The organism is Streptomyces pinistramenti, from assembly GCF_020564935.1.
Taxonomy (GTDB): Bacteria; Actinomycetota; Actinomycetes; order Streptomycetales; family Streptomycetaceae; genus Streptomyces; species Streptomyces pinistramenti.
The window spans coordinates 147,307-159,534 of record NZ_JAJCXB010000007.1 but is presented as its reverse complement, the minus strand read 5'-3'; the positions used below and the strand labels follow the sequence as shown (position 1 = coordinate 159,534).

14 protein-coding genes and 1 riboswitch are annotated in these 12,228 nt (G+C 73.5%); of the genes, 3 read left to right on the top strand and 11 right to left on the bottom strand.

Annotated elements, in window-relative coordinates; translation table 11 throughout:
- Positions 1-25: 25 nt before the first annotated feature.
- The 8 genes from amaP to LIU39_RS07760 all read right to left on the bottom strand — a co-directional run bounded on the left by amaP (position 26) and on the right by LIU39_RS07760 (position 5,674).
- Positions 26-631, bottom strand: coding sequence for an alkaline shock response membrane anchor protein AmaP (gene amaP / locus LIU39_RS07795; RefSeq protein WP_227045831.1), 606 nt, complete (start codon positions 629-631; stop codon positions 26-28).
- Between the two features lie 7 nt (positions 632-638).
- Positions 639-1,283, bottom strand: coding sequence for a DUF6286 domain-containing protein (locus tag LIU39_RS07790; RefSeq protein ID WP_227045830.1), 645 nt, complete (start codon positions 1,281-1,283; stop codon positions 639-641).
- The gene (locus LIU39_RS07785) at positions 1,280-1,657 is read right to left on the bottom strand and encodes an Asp23/Gls24 family envelope stress response protein (protein WP_227045878.1); all 378 of its coding nucleotides are present in this window, start codon (positions 1,655-1,657) and stop codon (positions 1,280-1,282) included. Before LIU39_RS07785 ends, LIU39_RS07790 begins: the two co-directional genes overlap by 4 nt.
- 21 nt (positions 1,658-1,678) lie before the next feature.
- Positions 1,679-1,876, bottom strand: coding sequence for a hypothetical protein (locus tag LIU39_RS07780; protein ID WP_227045829.1), 198 nt, complete (start codon positions 1,874-1,876; stop codon positions 1,679-1,681).
- A 69-nt stretch (positions 1,877-1,945) separates the two neighbouring features.
- Entirely contained in the window at positions 1,946-2,437 is a 492-nt protein-coding gene (locus tag LIU39_RS07775; protein ID WP_227045828.1) for an Asp23/Gls24 family envelope stress response protein, read from the bottom strand.
- A gap of 196 nt (positions 2,438-2,633) precedes the next feature.
- Positions 2,634-3,413 carry an enoyl-CoA hydratase/isomerase family protein gene (locus tag LIU39_RS07770; protein ID WP_227045827.1) on the bottom strand — a complete coding sequence of 260 codons (780 nt, stop codon included), beginning with the start codon at positions 3,411-3,413 and terminating at the stop codon, positions 2,634-2,636.
- Positions 3,414-3,529: 116 nt separating this feature from the next.
- The gene (locus tag LIU39_RS07765) at positions 3,530-3,751 is read right to left on the bottom strand and encodes a helix-turn-helix domain-containing protein (RefSeq protein ID WP_030283073.1); all 222 of its coding nucleotides are present in this window, start codon (positions 3,749-3,751) and stop codon (positions 3,530-3,532) included.
- Between the two features lie 324 nt (positions 3,752-4,075).
- A complete protein-coding gene (locus LIU39_RS07760) occupies positions 4,076-5,674 on the bottom strand; it encodes an ABC-F family ATP-binding cassette domain-containing protein (RefSeq protein WP_227045826.1) in 1,599 nt (532 codons plus the stop codon).
- A gap of 321 nt (positions 5,675-5,995) precedes the next feature.
- Here LIU39_RS07760 and LIU39_RS07755 point away from each other — a divergent pair, with 321 nt between their 5' ends.
- Positions 5,996-6,409, top strand: coding sequence for a VOC family protein (locus LIU39_RS07755; RefSeq protein WP_227045825.1), 414 nt, complete (start codon positions 5,996-5,998; stop codon positions 6,407-6,409).
- Between the two features lie 54 nt (positions 6,410-6,463).
- Here LIU39_RS07755 and LIU39_RS07750 read toward each other — a convergent pair whose 3' ends face one another.
- The 3 genes from LIU39_RS07750 to LIU39_RS07740 form a co-directional block, all read right to left on the bottom strand.
- On the bottom strand, positions 6,464-7,885 hold the full coding sequence (locus LIU39_RS07750) for a hypothetical protein (RefSeq protein ID WP_227045824.1): 1,422 nt from the start codon (positions 7,883-7,885) through the stop codon (positions 6,464-6,466).
- A 170-nt stretch (positions 7,886-8,055) separates the two neighbouring features.
- A complete protein-coding gene (locus LIU39_RS07745; protein WP_227045823.1) occupies positions 8,056-9,183 on the bottom strand; it encodes an alpha/beta hydrolase in 1,128 nt (375 codons plus the stop codon).
- Between the two features lie 99 nt (positions 9,184-9,282).
- Entirely contained in the window at positions 9,283-9,957 is a 675-nt protein-coding gene (locus tag LIU39_RS07740; protein ID WP_227045877.1) for a class II aldolase/adducin family protein, read from the bottom strand.
- A 268-nt stretch (positions 9,958-10,225) separates the two neighbouring features.
- Between LIU39_RS07740 and LIU39_RS07735 the strand changes: the two genes are divergently transcribed.
- Both LIU39_RS07735 and LIU39_RS07730 read left to right on the top strand, forming a co-directional pair.
- On the top strand, positions 10,226-11,479 hold the full coding sequence (locus LIU39_RS07735) for an inorganic phosphate transporter (RefSeq protein WP_227045822.1): 1,254 nt from the start codon (positions 10,226-10,228) through the stop codon (positions 11,477-11,479).
- Between the two features lie 30 nt (positions 11,480-11,509).
- Complete coding sequence (locus LIU39_RS07730; RefSeq protein WP_227045821.1) at positions 11,510-11,746, top strand: hypothetical protein; 237 nt, start codon at positions 11,510-11,512, stop codon at positions 11,744-11,746.
- 198 nt (positions 11,747-11,944) lie between these two features.
- A riboswitch (cobalamin riboswitch) is annotated at positions 11,945-12,095 on the top strand.
- The last annotated feature ends 133 nt before the right edge of the window (positions 12,096-12,228 follow it).

Sequence of the window (12,228 nt, the reverse complement as noted above, 5' to 3'; positions counted from 1 at the left end):
GCCGCAGGTCCCGTACGGCGCCGCGTCAGCTGACCCGTTCGGCGCGGTGCCGCACCGCGCGCAGCCGCACCTCGGCGGGCAGCCGCTCCAGCCCGGCCGAGCCGCGCGCACGGGCCACCGCCCCGTCCGAGAACCGCAGCAGGACGGTGCCGGGGTCGGCGTGCGGGGCCAGCGCCAGGACGGCCCGCACCTGCGGCCGGGTGCGGCGTCCGGTCAGCCGCACCCCGGCCCGCTCCACCCCGTCCAGCGCCTCCGTCTCGGCGGCCAGCACCCCCTCCAGCGCCCGGCCGCGCAGCGTCGCCCCTTCGCCGTCCCCGCTGTCGACCAGGATCTGGCCCAGCCGACGGCGGCGCAGCTGGCCCAGGAGCCACCACAGGAGCAGCAGGACGACGACCGCGAGGACGGCGATGACCGCGGGCCACCACCAGCCGCGGTCCACCCACCGGGTGCGGTGCTCATCGGACAGCAGGACGTCGTCGGGGCGGGTCCACGGCCAACCGCCGGGCAGCGAGAAGTGCCACGCCGACGCGAGGCCGAGACCGGCGAGCAGCACCACACCGCCGGTGCCCAGCAGCACCGCGCCGATCAGCCCCAGCAACACCCGGTTGACGGTTCTGCGGACCTTGCGCATCGCACGCTCACCCCTTCTTCGGACGCCGGACCCGGACGGAAAGACCCATCCGCCGCGCCAGTCCCAGCTGTTGCAGCCCTTCACCGAGCGCCGCGCGGAGATCCGTACGCACCTCGTCCAGCTCCCTGAAGTGCGAGACCGCCCTGGCCCTCGTCTTACGGCGGCGCACCGACAGCTGCACGGACTGGACGCCGGGCACCTCCATGGCACGGTCGCGCAGCACCAGGGCGGCGGCCGACCGGTCGAGCCCGGCCCGGACGTCCGGGGCCGTGCGGCGCATCGGCAGCAGCCCGCGCAGCCCCGGCGTGAGCGCCAGCAGGATCAGCCAGAAGCCGATCAGCACGGCGGCCGCCGCGGCGCCGAGCACCCAGGCGTTGTCCAGGTGCCGGGTGGCCAGTTCACCGGCGAGCCGTTTGCGCCAGGCCATCGCCGGGCGGCCGGCCCGCACCGCCGCCACGTCGTAGAGCAGCAGCCCGGCGGCGGCCAGCAGGACCAGCGCGACGATCGCCGCCGGAACCCTGCGGGACGACCAGAAGCGGCCCGCCCTGCCGTACGCCTGGGCCCGCTGTGCGGCGTCCGGCCGTGGCGGGCCGGCGGGGGCCGCTTCTTTCTCGATGACCGGCAGTCTCCGGGTGGGCTCGTCGTCGCTCATCGCACCCGTTCCCGGCCCGCCGACTCCTCCAGCGGTGAGTGCAGGCGCTCCACCTCCACCGCCACATCGGGCACCTCCATGCCCGCCAACGCCCTTACCCGCTCGGCGACTTGGTACCGCACCGTGCCGCACTGCGCACCGATGTCGGACGGGTAGCCCAGCTCCACGGCCACCCGCACATGCGCCTCACCGAGGCTCTGCCGGTCGTCCCGCCTGCGGATGGTCACCGACGCGTGGGCGTCGGTGCGGGTGTCCGGCGCCGCGGTGCGCAGCGCCTCGCGGGCCGCCTGGGCGGCGATCTTCGCCACCACCCGGTCGGCGACCCGCGTCGCGCCCCGCTCCCCGGCCGGCACCTCGGCGACGGCGGCCGCCATGGACAGCGTCGCCACCCGGGCTCACCGCCGCCGCTCGTCGCGGCCGCCGGACCGCGTACGGAAGAAATCGCCGGCCTCCAGGTCCCCGTCCAGGAACCGGCCGGCCACGAAACCGATGGCGCCCAGGGCCGCCACCAGGACAAAGGCCCCGAAACCGCCGAAGTACCCGGCGAAACCCAGCGCCATACCGGCCAGAAGACCGACCACGGCCATACTCATCGTGCGCTCCTTCACTAGCCGCTCCGGCCGCGTCCGACGGCCGCCGGGACCTGCTGCCGCAGGGGCCGGCTACTGGAGCCTGGATTCCGCTTCCGCTTCCTCGTCCTCCTCGTCGGGCAGCTTCACATCGCTCACCGCGATGTTGACCTCGACGACCTCAAGACCGGTCATCCGCTCGACGGCGGAGATCACTTCCTCCCGGACCGCGCGGGCCACGTCGGCGATGGAGACGCCGTACTCCACCACGATTTCCAGGTCGAGTGCGGTCTGCACCTCACCGACCTCGGCCTTCACGCCGCGGGTCACGGTGCCCGACCTGCCGCCGCCCGGCACCCGGTCGCGTACCGCGCCGAGAGTGCGCGCGAAACCGCTGCCCATCGCGTGCACACCGGCCACGTCGCGGGCCGCGAGACCGGCGATCTTCTCCACGACGCCGTCGGCGATGGTCGTACGCCCACGGGACGCGGGGTCAACACCACCGCGCGCACCACCGGACGCCGTCGCTCCGCCCGACGCCCCACCGGAGGCTCCGGACCGGTTCCACTGCTCGCTGTCGGTCATCTCCGATCGTCCCTTTCCGAGGCGAGGAACGGCCTGCCGCTCCGGCGCCCACAGTAGGTGCGCTCCCCCGGGCCCGCCTCGGGGATGCGGCAGCCGGGTGCCGCATCCGGCTGCCGCCCGCGCCGTTCACGGCCGTGAACGGCGACCGGCCCCGGCCACCGTGGTGGGCCGGGGCCGGTCCGCGGACCGCAGGCGGTTACTCGCCGACGCCGGCGAGATCGCGCAGCCGACGGCCCTGGGCGGCCCGCTCGGCGGTGCGCTGTTCATCGAAGCTGCGGCCGACGGCGCCGGCCAGCAGCGCCTTGGTCTCGATGACCGCGTCGCGCGGCGCCGCGATCAGGGCCGAGGCCAGGTCGGACACCGCGGCATCCAACTCGTCGCCGGGCACGACCAGGTTGGCCAGGCCGATCCGCCCGGCCTCATCGGCATGCACGAACCGCCCGGTGGCACAGATCTCCAACGCACGCGCATAGCCCACGAGTCCGACCAACGGGTGCGTACCCGTCAGATCGGGCACCAGGCCCAGGCTGGTCTCACGCATCGCGAACTGCACGTCCTGCGCGCACACCCGCAGATCACAAGCAAGGGCGAGCTGGAAGCCCGCACCGATGGCATGGCCCTGCACCGCGGCGATGGACACCAGGTCGGTGCGCCGCCACCAGGTGAACGCGTCCTGGTACGCGGCGATGGTGGCGTCCAGCTCACTGTCCGAGCCGCGCGCCATGTCGAGGAACGACGGCTCGCCGTCGAAGCCTTCCGGTGTGAATGCCCGCCGGTCGAGGCCCGCGGAGAAGGACTTGCCCTCACCGCGCAGTACCGCGATCCGCACCGTGCCCGGCAGCAGCGAACCCGCTTCGGCCAGCGCCCGCCACATGGCCGGCGACTGGGCATTGCGCTTCGCCGCGTGGGCGAGGGTCACCGTGGCGATCTCGCCGTCCACGGTGAGCCGCACACCGTCTTTGTCGAGCAGAGTCATCAGACGCCTCCGAGTCAGCCAGTCGCACCAGCGTGCGTAAGTGACTGAACGGTAACCTCCCGGCCGACTGCTCGACCGGCCGGGGGGACACCGTGCAATACCCGGAGTCGCGGTCGTCAGGCCGAGGTGGCCTTCTTGCCCCTCGTTGCTCCGCCCCGACCGCGCAGGGACACACCGGATTCACTGAGCATCCGGTGCACGAATCCATAGGAGCGGCCGGTCTCTTCGGCCAGCGCCCGGATGCTCGCTCCGGAGTCGTACTTCTTCTTCAGGTCTGCCGCGAGCTTCTCGCGCGCGGCGCCGGTTACCCGGCTGCCCTTCTTCAGAGTCTCGGCCACCCGTGCCTCCTCGTGGGAAGTGCGCTCTGGACTCTCATGATCACCCCTCCCCGGCTTCCTGGCCACCCATTCAGCAAGGTCGATGACACCACCTTGCCAACCGTCCGTACCCGGACGAATTGGACGGGCACCGCTCCCGCCGCCCCTCCGGCCCGCACTCCGTGCCGCGATGTGCGAAAAGCGCCAGGTCAGAGGGTATGCGGCCGGACATGCGAAAGCCGGGCCCCGGTGGGCCCGGCCTCGTGTCGCAGGCTCGCCGGTGTACGAGCCGTTCTCACTCAGATGATGGATCACCCGTCGGCCGAATGATCCATACGGGGTTGATCAGGCCAGCGCGACCAGGTCCGCGTAGTCCTGGCCCCACAGGTCCTCGACGCCGTCGGGCAGCAGGATGATGCGCTCCGGCTCCAGCGCGTCCACCGCTCCCTCGTCGTGGGAAACCAGGACGACGGCGCCGGTGAAGGTGTGCAGCGCACCGAGGATCTCCTCGCGGCTGGCCGGGTCGAGGTTGTTGGTGGGCTCGTCGAGCAGCAGGACGTTGGCGGAGGAGACGACCAGCGTCGCCAGGGCGAGCCGAGTCTTCTCGCCGCCGGAGAGCACGCCTGCGGGCTTGTCGACGTCGTCGCCCGAGAAGAGGAAGGAACCCAGCGTCTTGCGGATGGCGACGAGGTCCATGTCGGGGGCGGCGGAGCGCATGTTCTCCAGGACCGTGCGGTCCGGATCCAGCGTCTCGTGCTCCTGGGCGTAGTAGCCGATCTTGAGGCCGTGACCGGGGCGCACCTCGCCGGTGTCCGGGGTCTCGACGCCGGCCAGCAGCCGCAGGAGGGTGGTCTTGCCGGCGCCGTTCAGGCCGAGGATGACGACCCGGGAGCCCTTGTCGATGGCCAGGTCGACGTCGGTGAAGATCTCCAGCGAGCCGTAGGACTTCGACAGGCCCTCGGCGGTGAGCGGGGTCTTGCCGCACGGCGCGGGGTCGGGGAAGCGCAGCTTGGCGACCTTGTCCGACGCACGGACCTCGTCGAGGCCGGCCAGCAGCCGCTCGGCGCGCTTGGCCATGTTCTGGGCCGCGACGGTCTTGGTGGCCTTGGCGCGCATCTTGTCGGCCTGCGAGTTGAGGGCCGCGGCCTTCTTCTCGGCGTTCTGCCGCTCGCGCTTGCGGCGCCTCTCGTCGGCCTCGCGCTGCTGCTGGTAGAGCCTCCAGCCCATGTTGTAGATGTCGATCTGCGAGCGGTTGGCGTCGAGGTAGAAGACCTTGTTGACGACGGTCTCGACCAGATCTTCATCGTGGGAGATCACGATGAAGCCGCCGCGGTAGGTCTTGAGGTAGTCACGCAGCCAGACGATGGAGTCGGCGTCGAGGTGGTTGGTCGGCTCGTCGAGCAGCAGGGTGTCGGAATCCGAGAAGAGGATCCGGGCCAGCTCGACGCGCCGCCGCTGGCCGCCGGAGAGGGTGTGCAGCGGCTGGCCGAGGATCCGGTCGGGCAGGCCGAGGCTGGCGGCGATGGTCGCGGCCTCCGCCTCGGCCGCGTACCCGCCCTTGGTCAGGAACTCGGTCTCCAGGCGCTCGTACTTCTTCATCGCCTTGTCGCGGGTGGCGCCCTTGCCGTTCGCCATCCGGTCCTCGTTCTCCCGCATCTTACGGAGCACGGAGTCCAGGTCACGGGCGGACAGGATGCGGTCGCGGGCGAGGACGTCCATGTCGCCGGTGCGCGGGTCCTGCGGGAGGTAGCCGACGTCGCCGGAGCGGGCGACCGAGCCGGCGGCGGGGATCCCCTCGCCGGCCAGCACCTTGGTGAGCGTGGTCTTGCCGGCGCCGTTGCGGCCGACCAGGCCGATGCGGTCGCCCTTGGCGATACGGAAGGACGCGGATTCGATGAGGACGCGGGCGCCGGCGCGCAGCTCAAGGCCGGAGGCGGTGATCACGGAAAAACTCCAGGGCAGGAAGACGGCGGAATGGACGGACGGTCCGAGAGCGGTCTACGCCGTCTAATGAACCCAAAGGAGAACTGCCATACAGGCAGTCTAACGGTGCCGCGCAACCACTTTTCCCGGCCGCGGAGCCCGCACCGGCGGCCCGGCGGCCCGCACGCGGGGCCCACAGGCGGCATGGCGTGCACGGGTACCGCGGATGCATTGTCAGTGCCGACTGCGAGACTGTGATGCAGATCTCACGGAGGTCCGGGCGCGCGGCCGCGCGGGCCCACGGACGCAAGGGAACACCGCGTTCCCGGAAAGGCGGATGCCATGACCCTCGACCCGGCGACCGCACCCAGCCTCTATCCCGCCCTGCTCTACCGCGACGCCCACGCGGCGATCCGGCAGCTCACCCGCGCCTTCGGCTTCAAGAAGGAAGCACTGTACGAGAGCGAGGACGGCACGGTGCTGCACGCCGAACTGTCCCACGGCAACGGCCGGGTGATGCTCGGCTCGAAGGGCCGCGGCGGTGCCTTCGACACGGCGATGACGGGCGCCGGGCCGACCGCCGTCTACGTCGTCGTCGGGGACACCGACGCGCACTGCGCACGGGCCGCGGCGGCCGGGGCGGAGATCCTGATACCTCCCACGGACCAGGAGTACGGCTCGCGGGACTACCTGGCCCGGGACGCCGAGGGCAACATCTGGAGCTTCGGGACGTACGTCCCCGGTGCCGCGTCCTGACGAGGACGGGCCGGTGCCGCCCGCCCTCCCGGGACGCGCACGCCGGCCCGGGTCTCACACCCCGCCGGTGTGCACCTGGAAGGCCGCCCGGCGCACGGCCTTGGCCAGCGCCGGGTCGGGGTGCGCCGCGGCCAGTGCCACCAGGACCTGCACGGTGCGCGGGTGACCGACCGCCCGTACCTCTTCCAGGAGGCGCGGGACGGAGCCCTGGACCGCCGAGTCGAGGTGCCGGATGAGCAGTTGACTCTCGCCGTGGTCGGCGACGGCCGCGGCGGTGTCCACCCACAGCCAGGTCGACTCCTCGCGCGTGAGCACGTCCGGCGCGGTCTCCGGGTCGCCGCCCTCGTGCTCGACCAGCCACAGCAGGGCGTACGGCCGCAGGGCCGGCTCGTCGGCGGCCGCGCGTACGGCGGGCTCGGCGGGGGCGCCGACCGCGCGCAGCGCCTCGAAGGCCAGCCCGCGCAGCAGCGCGTCCTCGCCGCGGGCCACGACGAGGAGTTCCTCGACCGCGGCGCCGACGGAGCGGGCGGCGAGCCAGGCGCGGTACTCGGCGCGGGCCGGTCCCGGGGTGAGCCGGGCGCAGCCGCGCAGCATCGCCGCCGCGGTCTGCTCGATGTTCCCCGCCGGGCTCTGGGCGGCGACGCAGATCTGCTCCAGCTTGACCCACACCGACCAGTTGCCCAGCGGCGTCAGTTGCGCCTCGCGGCCGCCGTCGACCGCCTCCACGCCCTGCGGCGGCACCAGTGCCCCGACGGTGGTGAGGGAGGCCAGCGCCCAGTCCAGCAGGCCGGCCAGTGACGCCCGCGCGGCGTCGTCCACCGGCCCTTCGGCGTCCGGGTCGTCCTGCCGCGGCCCGTACGGCACCTCGCAGCGCTCGGTGCGCAGTTCGGCGACCCGCTGGTCGAGCATGTCCAGCAGCATCGGCAGCCGTACCGGCCCCGCCGACAGATGCAGCAGGGACAGCAACTGCGGCACCGCTTCGACCACTTCGGCGACGATCGTCGGCCCCGCGCCCTCCGGAGCGGGGCGGGCCAGCGACCAGGCGTCGAAGAGGGCGACCCAGCCGCGCAGCGCCGCGGTGTCGTCACGGTCCCAGGCGCGCAGCCGCCAGCCGGCGCGGGCGAGGCCGCCGTGCAGTTCGATGAGCCCGGCGAGCCGTGCGCGGTCCCAGTCGGCGCGCACCTGCGCGGCGGGCAGCCCCAGCGCCCCGGCCGCGCGTTCCACCGCGGCGGCCGGCAGCGCGCCGTCCCGGCCGGCCCGCAGCCCGGCGTCCGCGCCGTCGGCCCAGCGGGCCAGGCGGGCCGCGCCGGACAGCGCGGCGCGCGCCTGCCGCGCCAGTTCCGCGGGCGGCGGGGTGCCCTCGGGCGGGCGCGGGGCCGGCCGGGCGGCCCGGGTGCTCACCGCCCGGCGGGCGGCGGCAATCGGTTGTCGGGGGACGAGTCGGAGCCGGGAGTCGCGCGGAGTACGGGACGTCACAGGAGCAGTCTTGCCGCTGACGGCCCGAAAACCCAATCGGGTGACGGGTTACGGCCTGCGCACCTCGCGGCACCTCGGCGACCCATCACGGTTGTGGCGAGTTGTCCCCCTGTACGCCCCCGTGTCACCGGACGGCGGCGCCGGGACGGCCGGCGCGAGCCCGCCGCGGGTCACATCAGCGGGGTGAGGAAGCGGCGCAGCACCTCTTCGTAGCGCGCCGGGTCGGCGTTCCACATCGCGGCGTGCGGGGCGTGCGGCACGGGGTGAAAGGTGATCAGCTCCGGGCGGCGGGCGGCGAAGGCGCGGGAGAAGGTCCAGGGCGCGAGCGTGTCGTCCGGGCCGTGGAAGAGCAGGGTGGGGACGGTCAGCGCCGCGGGGTCGACCGCGTCCGCGAGACGGTCGACGGGCAGTCCCGTGTGGCCTTCGGCGGCGCGGACGGCCAGGGGCAGCAGGGCGCGTGGCACGCGGCGGGCGGCGGCCAGCGCGCGGACGGTCGCGCGGCGGTCGAGGACCGGCGAGTCCAGGACGAGGCCGCGGATACGGCCGCGCAGCGCGGAGTTGACGGCGGCCCGCAGCGCCATCGTGGCGCCGGTGGACCAGCCGTGCAGGACCACGTCGCGGGCGCCGTAGCGGATCGCGTAGCGGATCGCCGCGTCCAGGTCGCGCCACTCGGTGTCCCCGAGGTGGTGCACACGGTCGGCGGTCTGCGGGGCGCCGACGTCGTTGCGGTGGGCGAGGTCGAGGACCGGGAGCTGGTGGCGCCGCAGGAACGGCAGGACGACCATCGGGTGCTCGCGGGTGGTGCCCAGGCCGTGCGCGGTGATGACCCAGGTCTCGCGGGCGCCGGGGACGAACCAGGCCGGAAGGGCGCCGAGTTCGCCGGGGATGTCGACGTCGGCGCATTCCAGGCCGAGCGCGTCGCGCGGGTTGCCGATGTACACCTGCGGGGTCAGCCGCATCCGGATGCCCGGGGCGAGCGTCCCGTGGGTGACCCGCTCCAGGCGGCGTACGACGGTGTCCGCGGGGTGCGGGGTGTGGTGCACGACGGGGCCGACGACGGCGTGGCAGCCGCTGCCGGTGAGGCCGTAGGTGCCGGGCCGCAGGGACGCCAGGCTGCGGGTGAGGGTGATCAGCTCGTCGGTGACGGAGTGCACCGTGAGGCGGGAGTCGCCCGGGAAGGGGTGGTCGGGGGACGGCTTCAGGATGGCGTCGCCGGCGTACCGGCCGACCGCCACCGCGGCCGCCCCGGCGCCGATCACGGTGGTGGCGGCCGCAGCCGCCGCAGTACCCAGGCGCATCTGCTCAGTGTGCGGAGGGCCGGCGGGCGCGGCCAGCGGGCGGGCGCGGGCGGGTGACGGAAACCGCGGCGCGAGCGCCGCTCAGCCCCCGTCGCCGGTCTACTGGCCGTAGCCGCGCAGCTTGCGGCCGGCCTCGTCGAGCCGGGCGTCCGACAGCAGGGCGGGGGTCAGTCCCGGCACGGAGGACGCGGCGAGCCAGACCCGGCACATCCACTCCAGTTGGGCCGTGCGGTCCAGGGCCTGGCCGAGGCTCGCGCCGTACGCCATGGTGCCGTGGTTCCGCAGCAGGCAGGCGGTGCGGTCGCGCAGCGCGTCGAGCACGTGCGCGGCGAGTTCCTCGCTGCCGTAGAGCGCGTACGGGGCGACCCGGACGGGGCCGCCGAGCGCGGCCGTCATGTAGTGGACGGGCGGGAGTTCGGGGACCAGGGTGGAGACGGCCGTGGCGTGCGGGGCGTGGGTGTGCACGATCGCGGCGGCCGTGGTGCTGCGGTAGAGCGCGAGGTGCATGGGGAGTTCGCTGGTGGGCCGCAGGGTGCCGAGGGCGGGCCGGCCGTCGAGGCCGACGGCGGTGAGGTCGGCGGGGCCGAGCTGCTCATAGGGGACGCCGCTGGGGGTGACCAGGATCAGGTCACCGACGCGTACCGAGACGTTGCCCGAGGTGCCGACGACGAGGCCGTCGGTGACGGTGCGGCGGGCGGTGGCGACGAGTGCGTCCCAGGCGCTCGCGAGGGCCTCCCGGTCCGGCGTGCCGGAGGGTTCCGGGCCTGGTGGCACGGCATCCGCGCCCGGCCGGGGCGAGGGGGCGGGGCGGTCCTTCACGGGGTCCTCCGGGTGCGTGGGCGAGGGCGCGCTGCGCGTTACCGTACGGGGGCGGCCGCAGCGCGGGGAAGCGGCCGGCGGATGGTGCCCGCGTGGCCCCTGGGACTCCTCCTCGTGAACAGTGCGGGGGTGTCACCGATGCGCCCGGTCACGTTCATCTTCCGTTCATCCACTCTTCCTACGGTCTCAGCGTCTCTGACCATCGAACTGATTGCCTGGGTGAATGGAACACATCACGCTTCTCATCGGGATCGTGATCGTCACGGCCTTGGTGTTCGACTTTACGAACGGCTTCCACGACACGGCCAACGCGATGGCCACCACCATTTCCACCGGGGCACTTCAGCCCAAGATCGCGGTGGCGATGTCGGCTTCGCTGAATCTCGTCGGCGCTTTCCTTTCGGTGGAGGTCGCCAAGACCATCTCCGGCGGAATCATCGACGAGAGCGCCGGCATCAGACCTGAAGTGATCTTCGCCGGTCTGGTCGGCGCGATCGTCTGGAACCTCCTCACCTGGCTCGCCGGCCTCCCCTCCAGCTCTTCGCACGCCCTGTTCGGCGGCCTGATCGGCGCCACGCTGGTGTCGGTCGGCACGGACGGTGTGCACGGCGGGGCCGTCGTGATGAAGGTCCTCATCCCGGCAGTGGCCGCCCCGATCGTCGCCGGCATCGCCTCGATGGCCGCGACCCGGCTCACGTACCGGCTGGCCCGCAACCGCGACGAGCAGGAGACCGCCAAGGGCTACCGCGCAGGCCAGATCGCCTCTGCGGCCCTGGTCTCGCTGGCCCACGGCACCAACGACGCACAGAAGACGATGGGTGTGATCACGCTCGCGCTGATCACCGGCGGAGTGGTCGCCCCGCACGCCGACCCGCCGCTGTGGGTCATCGCCTCGGCCGGTCTGGCCATCGCGCTCGGCACGTACCTGGGCGGCTGGCGGATCATCCGCACGATGGGCAAGGGCATCACCGACATCCAGCCGCCGCAGGGCTTCGCCGCCCAGACCGGCGCCGCCGCCACCATCCTGGCGTCCTCGCACCTCGGCTTCGCGCTCTCCACCACCCAGGTCTGCTCGGGTTCGGTGATGGGCTCGGGTCTGGGCCGCAAGGGCGGCGTGGGGCGCTGGTCGACGGCCGTCCGGATGGTCGTGGCCTGGTGCCTGACCCTGCCGGCCGCCGGGCTGGTGTCGGCCGGTGCCGCGCTCCTGGCCGACCAGGGCGACTGGGGTGTCGCGGCGGTCGCCATCCTGGCGCTCGGCGTCTGCGGCGCCATCTTCGCCGCGTCCCGGCGCAAGCCGATCGACCACACCCACGTCAACGAAGCGCCGGAGCCGGCCGGAGTGGTCACCGCGGCCCTCCAGACCGTCACCCCTCCCCCGGCAGGACAGACCGTGCCCGCCCAGGAGGCGGCCGGTGCCATCACCCCGGCGAACGGCGCCGGCGCCCCGCGCGCCAAGACCGCGTCCCTCACCAGCTAGCCGGCTGCCCTCACCTAAGGAATCCGCAACATGAGTATCGACTGGGCAGCTCTCGGCCAGGTCTTCGGCGTCACCCTCGTGGTGACGGTCGGGATCGTGGGCCTGTTCACGGTCGGCATCGTCGGTACGGCGCGCACGACGCAGCAGGAGGGTGCCGCGGCCGGCGCAGGCGCACCCGGGGCCGGGGCGCGGATCGGTGCGTACGCCGCCTTCGCGGTGTGCGCGGCGGCCGTGGCGTACGGCATCTATCTGATCGTCGCCGCCTGACGCGGCCTGGTACGACGGCGCGTCCGAGGCGCCCGGTGGTCCGCTGTGGTGCGGCTGCCGGGCGCCTCGTCCGTGCGTCCGCCGGCCGTCCTGTGGTGTGCGCCACAGCGCATGACGGGGCGGAGCACCGCAGGTCAAGGGTGAGTTGACGGCGTTCGCGGGGCGTGGTGGACTGCCGGAGCCAATCGGCGACAGAAGAGGAAGTCCGGTGAGAATCCGGCGCGGTCCCGCCACTGTCACCGGGGAGCGCTCCTCCAACGAAGGCCACGGTCCGACCGTGCCCGCCCGCCGGGTGGGTACGCGGGGACGGGAAGGCCGGGGGAAGCGCCGATCCGGGAGCCAGGAGACTCTTGTCGCCGTCACGTCGAGCCAGGGCGCGGACCCTGAGTGAGGACATACCGCCATGCCCGGCCGCAGTTCGAGATCTTCGCGCGACGACGCACCGGCCCCCGCTGCCGTCGGCCTGTCCCTTCGAGGCGTGA